Annotated in this window: 12 protein-coding genes and 1 tRNA gene; all 13 read left to right on the top strand. The window is 64.6% G+C overall.

Translation table 11 applies throughout. The features are described 5' to 3' along the window. Nucleotides 1-74: 74 nt before the first annotated feature. The 13 genes from VNT00_RS17420 to modC all read left to right on the top strand — a co-directional run bounded on the left by VNT00_RS17420 (nucleotide 75) and on the right by modC (nucleotide 14,771). Nucleotides 75-779 carry a glutathione binding-like protein gene (locus VNT00_RS17420; RefSeq protein WP_325589802.1) on the top strand — a complete coding sequence of 235 codons (705 nt, stop codon included), beginning with the start codon at nucleotides 75-77 and terminating at the stop codon, nucleotides 777-779. 225 nt (nucleotides 780-1,004) lie between these two features. Continuing rightward, the gene (fdnG, locus tag VNT00_RS17415; RefSeq protein ID WP_325589801.1) at nucleotides 1,005-4,067 is read left to right on the top strand and encodes a formate dehydrogenase-N subunit alpha; all 3,063 of its coding nucleotides are present in this window, start codon (nucleotides 1,005-1,007) and stop codon (nucleotides 4,065-4,067) included. A gap of 10 nt (nucleotides 4,068-4,077) precedes the next feature. After that, nucleotides 4,078-4,977, top strand: a complete 900-nt coding sequence (gene fdxH, locus VNT00_RS17410; protein WP_325589799.1) for a formate dehydrogenase subunit beta — start codon at nucleotides 4,078-4,080, stop codon at nucleotides 4,975-4,977. Next, nucleotides 4,970-5,614: a formate dehydrogenase subunit gamma gene (locus VNT00_RS17405; RefSeq protein ID WP_325589797.1), complete on the top strand. Its 645-nt coding sequence runs from the start codon at nucleotides 4,970-4,972 to the stop codon at nucleotides 5,612-5,614. Before fdxH ends, VNT00_RS17405 begins: the two co-directional genes overlap by 8 nt. 79 nt (nucleotides 5,615-5,693) lie before the next feature. Then, nucleotides 5,694-6,623: a formate dehydrogenase accessory protein FdhE gene (fdhE, locus tag VNT00_RS17400; RefSeq protein ID WP_325589795.1), complete on the top strand. Its 930-nt coding sequence runs from the start codon at nucleotides 5,694-5,696 to the stop codon at nucleotides 6,621-6,623. Between the two features lie 2 nt (nucleotides 6,624-6,625). Continuing rightward, entirely contained in the window at nucleotides 6,626-8,059 is a 1,434-nt protein-coding gene (selA, locus tag VNT00_RS17395; protein ID WP_325589793.1) for an L-seryl-tRNA(Sec) selenium transferase, read from the top strand. Next, nucleotides 8,056-9,990: a selenocysteine-specific translation elongation factor gene (gene selB, locus VNT00_RS17390; RefSeq protein WP_325589791.1), complete on the top strand. Its 1,935-nt coding sequence runs from the start codon at nucleotides 8,056-8,058 to the stop codon at nucleotides 9,988-9,990. Before selA ends, selB begins: the two co-directional genes overlap by 4 nt. 145 nt (nucleotides 9,991-10,135) lie before the next feature. Next, nucleotides 10,136-10,228 (top strand) — tRNA-Sec (locus VNT00_RS17385). 59 nt (nucleotides 10,229-10,287) lie between these two features. Then, the gene (gene selD / locus VNT00_RS17380) at nucleotides 10,288-11,349 is read left to right on the top strand and encodes a selenide, water dikinase SelD (protein ID WP_325589789.1); all 1,062 of its coding nucleotides are present in this window, start codon (nucleotides 10,288-10,290) and stop codon (nucleotides 11,347-11,349) included. Between the two features lie 77 nt (nucleotides 11,350-11,426). Further along, nucleotides 11,427-12,236 (top strand): TOBE domain-containing protein, encoded by an 810-nt coding sequence (locus VNT00_RS17375; RefSeq protein ID WP_325589787.1) that lies wholly within the window; start codon nucleotides 11,427-11,429, stop codon nucleotides 12,234-12,236. A 22-nt stretch (nucleotides 12,237-12,258) separates the two neighbouring features. Beyond that, nucleotides 12,259-13,014 (top strand): molybdate ABC transporter substrate-binding protein, encoded by a 756-nt coding sequence (gene modA, locus VNT00_RS17370; protein WP_325589785.1) that lies wholly within the window; start codon nucleotides 12,259-12,261, stop codon nucleotides 13,012-13,014. Nucleotides 13,015-13,029: 15 nt separating this feature from the next. Then, a complete protein-coding gene (gene modB, locus VNT00_RS17365; protein ID WP_325589783.1) occupies nucleotides 13,030-13,704 on the top strand; it encodes a molybdate ABC transporter permease subunit in 675 nt (224 codons plus the stop codon). Beyond that, nucleotides 13,701-14,771 carry a molybdenum ABC transporter ATP-binding protein gene (modC, locus tag VNT00_RS17360; protein WP_414650952.1) on the top strand — a complete coding sequence of 357 codons (1,071 nt, stop codon included), beginning with the start codon at nucleotides 13,701-13,703 and terminating at the stop codon, nucleotides 14,769-14,771. The genes modB and modC overlap by 4 nt, the downstream gene beginning before the upstream one ends. The last annotated feature ends 20 nt before the right edge of the window (nucleotides 14,772-14,791 follow it).

Here is a 14,791-nt window from a genome sequence, read left to right as displayed (position 1 = left end):
TTTTCGCAAGGCGCGTTTTATTGCCGCGCCCGTTCATTCCCGACCCAACGCAGGCACTTTTCAATCTTTCAATCATGACCGATCTCTCCGCGTTTCCCATTACCAAGAAATGGCCAGCCAAGCATCCAGACCGCCTCCAGCTCTATTCCTTGCCTACGCCCAACGGGGTCAAGGTTTCCATCATGCTCGAGGAAATGGGGCTGCCGTATGAGCCGCACCTGGTGCGGTTCGACGCCAACGACCAGACTTCCCCCGAGTTTCTGTCGCTGAACCCCAATAACAAGATTCCGGCCATCCTCGATCCCAACGGGCCCGAAGGCAAGCCGCTGCCCTTGTTCGAGTCGGGTGCGATCCTGGTCTACCTGGCCGGGAAGGCCGGGCAGTTCATGCCCAAGGATGTGGCCGGACGCTATGAAACCCTGCAATGGGTGATGTTCCAGATGGGCGGCATCGGCCCCATGTTCGGCCAGGTCGGCTTCTTCAACAAGTTCGCCGGCAAGGACTACGAAGACAAGCGCCCCCGCGACCGCTACGTCGCCGAATCGCGCCGTCTGCTGGGCGTGCTCGAGCAGCGCCTGGCGGGCCGGGCCTGGATCATGGGAGACGAATACACCATTGCCGACATCGCCACCTTTCCCTGGGTGCGCAATCTCGTCGGCTTCTACGAGGCGGGCGACCTGGTCGGCATTGCCGACTTCCCGAATGTCGTGCGTGTATTGGACGCCTTTCTTGCCCGGCCGGCCGTCGCGCGCGGGTTGAATATTCCCAAGCGGGACTGAACCCCGCCCGGCAACCGGGCAATGGTTTTGCAGAGGGCGGCGGGGTTGCTTGCAACCTTGCCGCCCTCTTGTCTGGGGCATGAAACGGGATGCCTTCTTGATTGGTATTTTTATGCGGCGAGGCCTATACTCAGCCGTATCGGGAATGCCGACAGGGCGTTTCCCCGGCAAGGGTAGTAAGCGGGCGCGCGGGCGCGCAATTTCCTTCTTCCTCTGGAGAGCTCCATGGTCAACATGACTCGGCGCCAATTCTTCAAGGTGACAGGTACTACACTGGCGGGCTCCAGCCTGGCTTTACTGGGGGCCGCCCCCAGTCCGGCCCTGGCCGAAGTCCGGCAGTACAAGCTTGCGCGCATGACTGAAACGCGCAATACCTGTCCTTACTGTTCGGTGGCTTGCGGCATACTTATGTACAGCCTGGGCGATGGCGCCAAGAACGCCACGGCCAGCATCACGCACATCGAAGGCGATCCCGACCACCCGGTCAACCGCGGTACGCTGTGCCCCAAGGGCGCGGCGCTGGTCGACTTCATCCACAGCCCCAACCGCCTGCAATATCCCGAATACCGCGCGCCCGGCTCCGACAAGTGGCAGCGCATGTCGTGGGACGAAGCCTACACCCGCATCGCCAAGCTCATGAAGGACGACCGCGACGCCAATTTCGTCGAGAAAACCGACGACGGCAAGGTGGTCAACCGATGGACGACCACGAGCATGCTGGCGGCCTCAGCCAGCAGCAACGAGGTCGGCTACGTCACGCACAAGGTCATCCGCAGCCTGGGTATCCTGGGGTTCGACAACCAGGCGCGTGTCTGACACGGCCCGACGGTGGCAGGTCTTGCCCCGACGTTTGGCCGTGGAGCGATGACGAACCATTGGGTCGACATCAAGAACGCGGATATCGTGCTGATCATGGGCGGCAATGCGGCCGAGGCCCACCCTTGCGGGTTCAAGTGGGTCACCGAGGCCAAGGCCCACAACAACGCGAAGCTCATCGTCGTCGATCCGCGCTTTACGCGCTCGGCGTCCGTGGCGGATTTCTATGCGCCCATACGCACCGGAACCGACATCATCTTCCTGGGCGGGGTCATCAAGTATTTGCTCGACAACGACAAGATCCAGCACGAATACGTGCGCAACTACACGGATTTTCCGTTCATCGTGCGGGAAGACTTCGCCTTCAAGAATGGCCTGTACTCCGGCTACGACGAGGCCAAGCGCAATTACGACAAAGACTCCTGGGAGTACGAGCGCGGCGAAGACGGCTACGTCAAGGTCGATCCCACGCTGCAGCATCCGCGCACGGTCTATCAACTGCTCAAGAAGCACTATTCGCGCTATACGCCCGAAATGGTCTCGCGGGCCTGCGGCACGCCTCCCGAAAAATTCCTGAAAGTCTGTGAAATGCTGGCCTCCACGTCGGGCACCGACCGGTCGGCCACCATTTTGTATGCGCTGGGCTGGACGCAGCACACCATCGGTTCGCAAATCATCCGCACCGGCGCCATGGTGCAGCTGCTGCTGGGCAATATCGGCGTGCCCGGCGGCGGAATGAATGCGCTGCGCGGCCATTCCAACATCCAGGGCCTCACCGACCTGGGCCTCATGACCGACCTCCTTCCGGGCTACCTGACCCTGCCCAGGCAGGCCGAGCAGTCGTTCGACGCCTATATCGGCGCGCGCACGCAAAAGCCGTTGCGGCCCAATCAACTCAGCTACTGGAGCAACTACAAAAAATTCCATGTCAGCCTCATGAGGGCCTGGTGGGGCGATGCGGTAAGCGCCGAGAACGACTGGGGCTTCGACTACCTGCCCAAGCTGGACAAGACGTACGACATGCTGCAGGTCTTCGACCTGATGAACAAGGGCGAGATGACCGGTTACATCTGCCAGGGCTTCAACCCCCTGGCGGCCGCGCCGTACAAAAAGAAACTGCTCGACGCCTTCTCCAAGCTCAAGTTCCTGGTCGTCATGGATCCCCTGGCCACCGAAACCGCCGAGTTCTGGCGCAATGTCGGCGAGCACAACGACGTAGACACCGCCAGCATCAAGACCGAGGTGTTCCGGCTGCCCACCACCTGTTTCGCCGAAGAGGAAGGCGCGCTGGTCAATTCGGGCCGCTGGCTGCAATGGCACTGGAAAGGGGCCGAGCCTCCGGGCGAGGCGAAAAGCGACATCGAGATCATGGCCCAGCTGTTCGTGCGCCTGCGCAAGCTTTACCAGACCGAGGGCGGCAAGTATCCCGATCCCATCCTGAAGCTGTGGTGGCCGTATTCCAATCCTGAATACCCCACGGCCGAAGAGCTTGCCAAAGAGTACACGGGGCGGGCGCTGGTCGACCTGACCGACCCGGCGGGCAAGGTGTTGCGCAAGGCGGGCGAACAGCTTGCCGGCTTCTCCGAGCTGCGCGACGATGGGTCCACCATCAGCGGCTGCTGGATCTACGCCGGGGCCTGGTCGGCCGCCGGCAACCTCATGGCCCGCCGCGACAACAGCGACCCCACCGGAATCGGCCAGACTCTGAACTGGGCGTGGGCCTGGCCGGCCAACCGGCGCGTGCTGTACAACCGGGCGTCTTGCGATCCCCAAGGCAAACCGTGGAATCCGCGGCGCAGCCTCATTTCTTGGAACGGCAAGACCTGGGGCGGCGCCGATGTCCCCGATTTCAAGCTGGACGAAAATCCGGCGGGAGGCATGGGGCCGTTCATCATGAACCCCGAGGGCGTGGCCCGCTTCTTCGCTCGCAAGAGCATGGCCGAGGGGCCTTTCCCCGAGCACTACGAGCCGTTCGAGACGCCGGTGGGCTACAACCCGCTAAGTCCCGACGAGCCCCGGGCCACCAACAATCCCGCAGCGCGGGTGTTCCAGGACGACCTGGCGACCATGGGCAAGGCTGCGCAGTTCCCTCACGTGGGCACCACCTATCGCCTGACCGAGCATTTCCATTACTGGACCAAGAACCTGCGGATCAATTCCATTCTGCAGCCCGAGCAGTTCGTCGAAATCGGCGAGGCCCTGGCCAAGGAGCTGGACATACCCAACGGTTCGCGGGTCAAGGTGTCTTCCAACCGCGGCTATATCAAGGCGGTTGCCCTGGTCACCAAGCGGATCAAGCCGCTCACCATCGAGGGAAAAACGGTGCATCAGGTCGGCATTCCCATTCATTGGGGGTTCGTGGGCATCGCCAAGCCGGGTTTCCTGGCGAACACGCTGACCCCGCCCGTCGGCGACGGCAATTCACAGACACCCGAGACCAAGTCATTCCTGGTCAAGGTCGAGAAGGTCTAGGAGCGCAGCCATGGCATTGCAATCACTCGATATCAAGCGGCGCTCGGCCACCACTACTCCGTCTCCCAGCGTGCGTGCGCCGGCGGCCGGCAGTGTCGCCAAGCTTATCGACACCACCAAATGCATAGGCTGCAAGGCTTGCCAGGCAGCCTGCATGGAATGGAACGATCTGCGCGACGAAATCGGCGTCAACGTGGGCGTCTACGACAACCCCGCCGACCTCACCGACAAGTCCTGGACCGTCATGCGGTTTGCCGAGTACGAGAACCCCCAGGGCGACCTCGAATGGCTGATCCGCAAGGACGGCTGCATGCATTGCGAGGATCCGGGGTGCCTCAAGGCCTGTCCGTCGCCGGGCGCCATCGTGCAATACACCAACGGCATCGTGGACTTCCACGAAGAAAACTGCATCGGCTGCGGCTATTGCATCACCGGCTGTCCCTTCGATATTCCGCGCATATCCAAAGACGATCACAAGGCCTACAAATGCACCTTGTGTTCCGATCGGGTGGCGGTGGGCCAGGAGCCAGCCTGCGTCAAAACATGCCCCACCGGCGCCATTGTGTTCGGCACCAAGGAAGACATGCGGCAGCACGCCGCCGAGCGCATCGTCGACCTGAAATCGCGCGGCTTCGAAAATGCCGGCCTGTACGACCCGCAGGGAGTGGGCGGCACGCACGTCATGTACGTGCTGCACCATGCCGACAAGCCCGGGCTATACAGCGACCTGCCCAAGGATCCCGTCATCAGCCCCATGGTCGGGCTGTGGAAGGGCGTTGCCAAGCCATTGGGCGTGGCCGTCATGGCCGCTACGGCGCTGGCCGGATTCTTCCATTACATGACCAAGGGCCCCCTCGAGTCGGATGCCGACGACGAGCGCAAGGCCGAGGAGGAAATCCATCATGAATGAGGTCAAGAAGCCCCGAACCATCTTGCGCTATACGCCGGGCGAGCGCGCCAACCACTGGATCATCGCCATTACCTTCGTACTGCTGGCGCTGTCCGGGCTGGGCCTGTTCCATCCGGCGTTCTACTGGCTGACCAGCCTGTTCGGCGGCGGCACCTGGACGCGCATCCTGCACCCGTTCGTGGGCCTGCTCATGGTCGTCTGCTTCGCGGTGTTCGCCGTGCGCATGTGGAAGCACAACCTCATGACGCGGCAGGATGCCCAGTGGCTGCGGCAGTTCGGCGATGTCGTCAACGGGCGCGAAGACAAGCTGCCCGACGTGGGCCGCTACAACGCCGGCCAGAAGGTGCTGTTCTTCGCGCTGGTCTTGTTCCTGCTGGTGCTGCTGGTTACCGGCGTGGTCATGTGGCGCGTGTATTTCGGGGCGGTCTTCCCCATCGGGGCAATTCGCCTGGCTTCGCTGCTGCACGCCCTGTTTGCATTTTTGCTGATTTGCGCCATCATTGTGCATATCTATGCAGCCGTCTGGGTCAAGGGGTCGGTGCATGCCATGACGCAAGGCACGGTGTCGCCGGGTTGGGCCTGGAAGCATCACCGGGCCTGGTTTCGCCAGGTGTTCGGACTGCCCGCCCGGAAATAGCGTCTTGCTTCGCCATCCTGGTTTGGCGTGTGGCTGCCCTGCTTTGCGGAAGGCAGCCATATTTGTTTAGGAGAGCATATTGCAGCGAATTTTGCCGCGCGGCGAGATCGAAAGCCTGGATCGCACTTCCATTCCCCGCGTCCGCTTGCCCGATCGGGCGTCGGTTCTTGCCGGCAGGGCGGCGCGCTTGCGGCAATTGGCGCCGGATAACGCGGCGGGCGACTATCTGCTGCTGATGGCGCAATTGGTCGATGCGCAAGCGCATGTCCTGGCCGGCTTCTCGGCCCCCGAAGCCTCCGAAGAACACATCTCGCAAGCGCAGGCGCATGGCATGCCGCCGCTGCAAGCCATAGGGTGGCGGCGCGATCCGGCCTGGCGCAATATGCTGGCCGAGCTGCTCGACCACTTGCTGGCGGCCGGCATTCCGCATCCGGCGGCAAAGGTCTGTGCCGAGCTCAAGGCCCTGGCCGCCAGCGGCGCCGACGAGCTCGAAGCCATGGCCGATGCGGTGCTGGCCGAACGCGATGACGCCATCGACAGTACCATCGCGCCTTTCGTGATGGCGGCCCTGCAAGTCTATTGGATCGACCTGGCCAGCCGCTTCGACGAGCGGCAATTGCCGGTGGTCAGCCCGTTCGGCGTATGCCCGGTCTGTGCCAGCCTGCCGGTTGCCAGCGTGGTTCGCATCGGCGGCGCGCAAGATGGCTGCCGCTATCTGTGCTGTTCGCTGTGCGCGACGGAATGGCATCTGGTGCGCGTGACCTGCTCGCATTGCGAACAGACCAAGGGTATTGCCTACCATTCCATAGAAGGCGGCCGCGAAGGCGTCAAGGCCGAGTCCTGCGAGCATTGCCGCAGCTACCGCAAAATCTTCTACCAGGAAAAAGACTTCAACATCGAGCCCGTGGCCGACGACTTGGCAAGCCTGCCGCTCGATGTACTCATGGGCGAGGAAGGGTATTCGCGCGCCAGCGGCAACCCCTTGCTGTGGCAGCCTTCCCAGGGGTGAACATGGAATCCGCCCGTAAATCCAAGGTCGCGCTCGCCTCCGCGGCCGACATCCCTTCCGTGGACCGCTTGCTCAATACGCAGGCGGTCGTCCTGTTGCTGGCCGAATACGGCCGCAGCCAGGTAACGGCCATGCTGCGCAAGCAACTGGATGATCTGCGCCGACAGGTATTGGGCGGCGAGGTGGCGCGCAAGACCCTGTTGCCCGAGACGCTGGCGCTGGATTTGCGCAACAGGCTCAAGCGCGATTCGGCGCCGCGCCTGAAGGCCGTATACAACCTTACCGGCACGGTGCTGCACACCAATCTGGGGCGCGCTTTGCTGCCCGACGACGCTGTCCAGGCCGTGATGCGGGCGCTTACCGCGCCTGCCAATCTCGAATTCGATCTTGCCACGGGCCGGCGCGGCGACCGCGACGACCTTGTCGAGCAGCTTGTCTGCGAGCTGACGGGCGCCGAGGCGGCTACGGTGGTCAACAACAATGCCGCTGCCGTGCTGCTCATGCTGAACACGCTGGGCAATCGGCGCGAGGTGGTCGTGTCGCGAGGAGAACTGGTCGAGATAGGCGGCGCTTTCCGCATTCCAGACATCATGCAGCGCGCCGGTGCCCGCCTGGTCGAGGTGGGAACGACCAATCGCACCCACGCGGCCGATTACGCCAATGCCGTGGGACCGCGCACGGCCATGCTGATGAAAGTGCATTGCAGCAACTATGCGGTCACAGGGTTCACGAAAAGCGTGCCGGTTGCCGAGGTGGCGGCGATAGCCCGTAGCCATGGCCTGCCCACGGCGGTGGACCTGGGCAGCGGCACGCTGGTGGATCTTGGCCGGTGGGGGCTGCCTCGCGAAGACACCGTGGGTGAAACCGTGCAGGCCGGCGCCGATATCGTGACCTTCAGCGGCGACAAGTTGCTGGGCGGGCCGCAAGCCGGCTTGCTGGTGGGCCGCGCCGACATCATCCGCCGCATCAAGAAGAACCCGCTCAAGCGCGCCCTGCGTGTAGGCAAGCTGACGCTGGCGGCGCTGGAGCCTGTGCTGGCCTTGTACAAGGCGCCCGAGTTCCTGGCCGACCGCCTGACGACGCTGCGCCTGCTGACTCGTCCGCGCGAACACATGGCGCTGCAAGCCTCGCGCCTGCAGCCTGTGCTGCAAAAGGCGCTGGGCCAGTCCTATGCCGTGCAGGACGTGCCGTTGTTCAGCCAGATCGGCAGCGGGGCCTTGCCGGTGGATCAACTGCCCAGCCATGGCCTGAAGATCGACTACGTGGGCACGGGCGGCAAAGGGCGCCATCTGGACAAGCTCGAGGCGCGTTTGCGGGGCCTGCCGCGCCCGGTTATCGGCCGCATTGCCAACGACGCGCTATGGCTGGACTTGCGCTGCCTGGAAGAGCATGACGAAAAGGCTTTCGTCGAGCAGCTGAGGGTGCTGTCCGCATGATAGTGGGGACGGCGGGCCACATCGACCATGGCAAGACCACGCTGGTTCGCGCGCTTACCGGCGTGGAGACCGACAGGCTCAAGGAAGAAAAGACGCGGGGCATTTCCATCGAACTGGGCTACGCCTACACCCCGATGGACAACGGCGACGTGCTGGGTTTCATCGATGTTCCCGGGCACGAACGCCTGGTGCATACGATGGCGGCGGGCGCCAGCGGCATCGATTTCGGCCTGCTGGTGGTAGCGGCCGACGACGGCGTCATGCCCCAGACGCGCGAACATCTGGCCATCCTGGAATTGCTGGGTGTCGAGCGCGGGGTCGTGGCGATTACCAAGATCGACCGGGTGGATGCGGCGCGGCTCACCGCCGCGAGGCTTGAGGTCGAGGAACTCGTGGCGGATTCCTTTCTGCGCGGGGCGCCGGTCTTTCCCGTGGATGCGGCGGCAGCGGATGCGCCGGGTGTGGATGCATTGCGAACGCATCTGCACGACAGTGCCAAGGCCATGGCGGCGCGCGGCGCCGACGGCCTGTTCCGGCTGGCGGTGGACCGAGTCTTTACCTTGCAGGGGCATGGCACGGTAGTGACCGGCACGGTTCATGGCGGCCGGGTGCTGGCCGGGCAGGAAGAGGCTTGCTTGCGCCTGATGCCGGCGGGCAGGCCTGTGCGTGTGCGCAGTATCCACGCGCAAAACCGGGCCAGTCCCTCCGGCAGCGCCGGCCAGCGCTGCGCGCTGAACCTGGCGGGCATCGAAAAGCAGGCAGTGGAGCGCGGGGCGTGGATTGCCGATGCCCGGTGCTTTGCGCCGTCGCGTCACGTCGATGCGGTCTTGCGGCTGCTGCCGTCGGCGGACAGCCCCGTCCAGGCCTGGTCGCCGTTGCACATCCACCTGGGCGCGGCGCATTATGTGGCGCATGCGGTGCCGTTGGCGCCGGAGTCGCTGGCCCCGGGACGGGAAGGCCTGGTGCAGTGGGTGTTCGACGAGCCGGTCTGCGCCATGCCGGGCGACCGTTACATTGTGCGCAACCCGCAGGCCAACCGTACCGTGGGCGGAGGCCGGGTGCTGGATCCCAACGCGCCTGACCGCAAGCGCCGCACCCCGCAGCGGCTGGCCTGGCTGGACGCGGTGTCCGCCATGCTCGACGGAGAGGGTATCGAGGCCTTGCTGGCGCAGGCTCCGCAGGGGCTGGACGAAGAACGGCTGACCCGCCTGGCCGGAAAAGACGCAGGCACCCTGCCGGCGCCGGACGGTGCCGTCTGGATCCGAGGGCAGGGCGCGCAGGCGCCTCGCACGCTGATCCTGCGCACCAGTTGGGAACGTCTGGGCGGCCGGGCGCTGCAATCGCTGCAGGAGTTTCATCAGACTGCGCCTGATGAAGCGGGTGTCGGGGCGTCGCGGCTGCGGCGCATGGCCTTGCCGGCCCTGCCCGAAGCGCTGTGGCTGGCGCTGTGCGACGAGCTTCTGGCCGAGGGCCGCGTGCAGCGCAACGGCCCCTGGCTGAGGCTGCCCGGCCACGCCGTGGCCATGTCGGAGGCGGAAAGTGCGTTGGCCGGGCGTGTGCTGCCGCTGATTCTTGCCGGGGGATTCGAACCCCCGTGGGTGCGCGACCTGGCCTCCGAACTTGGTGAACAGGAAGACGTGTTGCGGCAATTGCTGCGCAAGCTTGTGCGCGACGGCCAGGTGCAGCAAATTGTGCGCGACTTGTTCTACCACCGTGAGCAGGTGGCGGCCATGGCGGCCCTGGTTGCTGAGCTGGGCGGCGCCGATGGCGTGGGCGCCGCCCAGTTCCGCGATGCTACCGGCCTGGGTCGCAAGCGTGCCGTCCAGGTGCTGGAGTTTTTTGATCGTGTTGGCTACACCCGCCGCGTGCGCGACCGGCATATGCTGCGCGGCGTCGGCGCGGTGTTTTTCGGGGAGAATGGGCACGGCTGACTTCCCGGGGCTTCGGCGGTTTTCGTTGCCTGTGCACCGAGGTTTGCGATCATCCGTCAGGAAATCGGCGCAGGAATCAGCCAGGCAGGCAAGGCTCCGCCAGCGGGACGCTTGCGCGGGGAGAGGGCTATCATACGGTTTCACTGGAAAGCATTCGCGCCCGGTGGCGCGGCTGGGCTTCAAACCCAGTTGGGGGCGTCAGACGCTCCCAGGTAGGTTCGACTCCTGCTGCTTTCCGCCTTTCGCCTTGGCCGTCCCGAGGCGGAAAGCGCAGCCCTACACTCTGGAGATACCATCATGACGCCATCGATAGCCGTCACCGATACACCGCGACTGACCTCTCTTTCGCACGGGGGAGGCTGCGGCTGCAAGATCGCGCCGGGCGTGCTTTCCGAGTTGCTGGCCAAGATGCCGATGGGGCAGGCGTATCCGAACCTGCTGGTGGGCACCGAGACCTCGGACGATGCTGCGGTATACAGGCTGAACGCCGAGCAGGCCTTGATTGCCACGACCGACTTTTTCATGCCCATTGTTGACGACCCCTACGATTTCGGGCGGATTGCGGCGACCAACGCGCTGTCCGACGTCTATGCCATGGGCGGGTCGCCCATCATGGCGCTGGCCATCGTGGGCATGCCGATCAATGTCCTGCCCAGGGACGTCATTGCGCGCATCCTCGAGGGCGGTGCTTCGGTCTGCGTCCAGGCAGGCATTCCGGTTGCGGGCGGCCACTCCATCGATTCGGTCGAGCCCATCTACGGGCTGGCGGTCATGGGCCTGGGGCATCCGGATCGCATCAAGCGCAACAAGGACGCCCGCGCCGGCGACGTGCTGATCCTGGGCAAGGCGCTGGGCGTCGGCGTGCTGTCGGCGGCGCTCAAGAAGGGCATTCTGGACGAGGCGGGCTATGCGGCCATGCTGGCCTGCACGACCCGCTTGAATACGCCGGGCATTGCGTTGTCGGCGCTGGCGGACGTACATGCCGCGACCGACGTGACGGGTTTCGGCCTGCTTGGCCATGCGGTCGAAATGGCGCAAGGAGCGGGGCTGACCGCAACCATACGCCTGGACGATTTGCCGTGGCTGCCGGGCGTCTGCGAACTGGCGGCCCAGGGAGTGATTACCGGTGCGTCGGGCCGCAACTGGGCGGCATACGGCGCCGCCGTCGATCTGCCCATCGGGCTGGACGACGCCTCCCGCGCTCTGCTGACGGATCCGCAGACCTCGGGCGGCCTGCTGGTAGCCTGCGCCCCGGAAGCGGCGGCTCGGGTGCTGGATGTCTTTCATTCCGAAGGTTTCGGCCAGGCGGCCGTGATCGGCCAATTCGAAGCCGGCGAACCGCGGGTTCGAGTCATATAGTTTTTTTGCCTTTTGGCCGCTGCCGCCAGTTTGCGGTATAGTCACCGCTATATAGTCAACAATATAGCGGTATCGTGATGAAGAACGAGTCGCGTCTGAAAGGGCGGTTGGAGGTCGAAACGGAGCTGGGGGCCTTTCTTGGAGGCACCCGCATCCGCCTGCTCGAAGGGATTGCGCAGCATGGTTCCATTACCCAGGCCGCCAAGGCCGTGCCCTTGTCGTACAAGGCGGCCTGGGACGCCATCGATGCCATGAACAACCTGGCCGACCAGCCGCTGGTCGTTCGCACCGCGGGCGGCAAGCACGGCGGCGGGACCCAGCTGACCGATTACGGCCGGCGTGTCGTGGCGCTGTACCGGGCCCTGGAGGCGGAATACCAGAGCGCCCTGGATCGTCTGGCCGCGGGCATGAACGAGGGCGAGGCGGGCAGCTTCGATCAGTTCCGCCATTTGCTCAGGCGCATGTCCATGCGCAGCAGTGCGCGCAACCAGTTCGCCGGCGTGGTTTCGGGACTGCGCATGGGCGAGGTGGACTGCCAGGTAAGCATCCGGCTGGACGATGTGAACGAAATCGTGGCGGTCATTACCCGCGAGTCCGCCGAAACCCTGGAGCTGGAAGTCGGCAAAGAGGCCTATGCGCTGGTCAAGTCCTCGTCGGTGCTGCTGATGGCGGACGCGGACGTGCGCACGAGCGCGCGCAACCAGCTTTGGGGCGAGATCGAGCGCGTTCATGCCGGCCCCGTCAATACCGAAGTCGTCCTGAGCCTTGCGCAAGGCAAGTCGGTCTGCGCCGTGGTTACCCAGGACAGCGCCGAACGGCTCGAACTTGCGCCGGGCGGACGAGCCTGCGCTATCTTCAAGGCCTCGTCCGTCATCGTGTGTCTTTGATTGTCAAAAAGAGGAAGGAAAAATGTCTGTGATCCGCAATAAATTCATCGCCCTGGCTGCCGCGGTGGTCGTCTCGATGCCGGCCATGGCCGATGAGGTCCAGGTCGCCGTCGCGGCCAATTTCACGGCGCCCATGCAGGCCATTGCCGCCCAGTTCCAAAAGGACACGGGCCATACGGCCAAGCTGTCGTTCGGCTCGACCGGCAAGTTCTTTGCGCAAATCCAGAACGGCGCGCCGTTCGAGGTGTTTCTGGCCGCGGACTCCAAAACGCCGGCCAAGCTGGACGCCGAGAAGGCCACGGTGCCGGGCAGCCGGTTCACCTATGCCAAGGGCACGGTGGTCTTGTGGAGCAAGGACGACAAACTGGTCGACCCCAAGGGCGAGATCCTGAAGACCGGCAATGCGGCGCATCTGGCCATTGCCAATCCCAAGACCGCGCCGTATGGCGCCGCCGGGGTGCAGACCATGGAAAAGCTGGGCGTGACGGACAAATGGAAGGACAAGCTGGTTCAGGGCGAAAACATCGCCCAGACCTACCAGTTCGTGGCGACCGGCAATGCGCCGCTGGGTTTCGTGGCCTTGTCGCAAGTGTTCAAGGACGGCAGGATCACCAGTGGTTCGGCCTGGATCGTGCCCGAGAAATTCCACGATCCCATCCTGCAGGATGCCGTGCTGCTTAAGAAGGGCAAGGACAATCCCGCCGCGACGGCTCTGCTCAAGTACCTGAAGGGCGACAAGGCCCACGCCATCATCAAGTCCTACGGCTACGGTTTGTAAGCACGGCGGCGTTTCATGAGTGCGGTCGATCTTTCGGCGCTTTGGCTCACGCTGCAGCTGGCCCTGGTGGTAACGGCGATTCTGCTGGTGGTGGGAACGCCGATAGCCTGGTGGCTGGCGCGCACGCCGTCGCGCTGGAAGGGGCCGGTGGGCGCGCTGGTGGCATTGCCGCTGGTGCTGCCGCCCACGGTACTGGGCTTCTACTTGCTGGTGGTCATGGGCCCGAACGGGCCGGTCGGCCATCTTACGCAGGCGCTGGGGCTGGGCCTGCTGCCGTTCACGTTTCCGGGCCTGGTGGTTGCGTCGGTGCTGTATTCCATGCCGTTCGTGGTCCAGCCTATCCAGAACGCCTTCGAGGCCATGGGCGAGCGTCCGCTGGAAGCGGCCGCCAGCCTGCGCGCTTCGCCGCTGGATGCGTTTTTCAGTGTTGCCCTGCCTTTGTCCCGTTCGGGTTTCCTGACGGCGGCGATACTCGGATTCGCCCACACCGTGGGCGAGTTCGGGGTGGTGCTGATGATAGGCGGGAACATTCCCGACCAGACCCGGGTCGCCTCGGTGCAGATCTACGACCACGTCGAAGCCATGGAATACGGCCAGGCCCACTGGCTTGCGGGCATCATGGTGGCGATCAGCTTCCTGGTGCTGCTGTTGCTGTATACCCGGCGCGGCAGGCAGGGATGGTCGGTATGATCGAGGCGCGTTTCAAGGTGGAGCATCCGGGTTTCACGCTAGCTGTGGATCTGCATTTGCCGGCAAAAGGCGTGACGGCCTTGTTCGGGCCCTCGGGTTCGGGCAAGACGACGCTGCTGCGTTGCGTTTCGGGGCTGAACCGCGCTTCGCAGGGACGCCTGGTGGTGGATGGCCAGGTCTGGCAGGACACGGACAAAGGGGTTTTCTTGCCGCCGCACAAGCGGCCGATGGGGTTGGTGTTCCAGGAGGCCAGCCTGTTCGCACACCTGTCCGTGCGCAAGAATCTGGAGTACGGCATGAAGCGGTCGGGCAACAAGGCGGGCGAGGGGTTTGCCGGCATTGTCGACCTGCTGGGCATCGGCGCCCTGCTGGAGCGCTCGCCCGGAAAGCTGTCGGGCGGCGAGCGCCAGCGGGTGGCGGTGGCGCGGGCCCTGCTGACGCGGCCGCGCCTGTTGCTGATGGACGAGCCGCTGGCGGCGCTGGACATCAAGCGCAAGCAAGAGATCCTGCCCTATCTGGAACGATTGCACGACGAGCTGGATATCCCGGTTCTTTACGTCAGCCATGCGCCCGACGAAGTCGCCCGCCTGGCCGACCACCTGGTGCTGATGGAGGCGGGCCGCGTGGCGGCCAGCGGCGGCCTGCGCGATACGCTGGCGCGCACCGACCTGCCTCCCATATTCCTGGACGATGCTGGCGTGGTGCTGGAGACCCGGGTGGGCAGTCATGAAGGAGATGGCCTGACGCGGCTGGATTTCGCGGGCGGACGGCTGTATGTGTCGCAGCGCCCCGAGGCGGTTGGCTGCCGATTGCGTTGCCGGATCAATGCGCGCGACGTGAGCGTGGCGCTTACCGCCAGCGCCGATAGCAGCATCTTGAACCTGCTGCCCGCGACGGTGGACGAGGTGGCGCCGACGGATACGCCGGGACATGTTTTGCTGCGGCTTACGCTTCCGGGCGGGGACACGCTGCTGGCCAGGATTACCGCGCGTTCGCGAGACGCGCTGGATATCCGGCCGGGGACGGCTGTCGTGGCCCAGGTAAAGGCGGTGGCCTTGCTGGGCTAGGCCTGTCAGTCCGTTGGGTT

The organism is Eoetvoesiella sp., from assembly GCF_035555955.1.
In the GTDB taxonomy this organism is placed as follows: Bacteria; Pseudomonadota; Gammaproteobacteria; order Burkholderiales; family Burkholderiaceae_B; genus Eoetvoesia.
Note: the sequence above shows the minus strand (reverse complement) of the source record. Positions and strands in the feature narration are given on the sequence as shown.

Coding starts and splice junctions, on each gene's coding strand:
- fdxH (WP_325589799.1), top strand. CDS start 4,078: ATGGCATTGCAATCACTCGATATCAAGCGGCGCTCGGCCACCACTACT.
- modC (WP_414650952.1), top strand. CDS start 13,701: ATGATCGAGGCGCGTTTCAAGGTGGAGCATCCGGGTTTCACGCTAGCT.
- VNT00_RS17420 (WP_325589802.1), top strand. CDS start 75: ATGACCGATCTCTCCGCGTTTCCCATTACCAAGAAATGGCCAGCCAAG.
- modB (WP_325589783.1), top strand. CDS start 13,030: ATGAGTGCGGTCGATCTTTCGGCGCTTTGGCTCACGCTGCAGCTGGCC.
- VNT00_RS17405 (WP_325589797.1), top strand. CDS start 4,970: ATGAATGAGGTCAAGAAGCCCCGAACCATCTTGCGCTATACGCCGGGC.
- modA (WP_325589785.1), top strand. CDS start 12,259: ATGTCTGTGATCCGCAATAAATTCATCGCCCTGGCTGCCGCGGTGGTC.
- selB (WP_325589791.1), top strand. CDS start 8,056: ATGATAGTGGGGACGGCGGGCCACATCGACCATGGCAAGACCACGCTG.
- selD (WP_325589789.1), top strand. CDS start 10,288: ATGACGCCATCGATAGCCGTCACCGATACACCGCGACTGACCTCTCTT.
- VNT00_RS17375 (WP_325589787.1), top strand. CDS start 11,427: ATGAAGAACGAGTCGCGTCTGAAAGGGCGGTTGGAGGTCGAAACGGAG.
- selA (WP_325589793.1), top strand. CDS start 6,626: ATGGAATCCGCCCGTAAATCCAAGGTCGCGCTCGCCTCCGCGGCCGAC.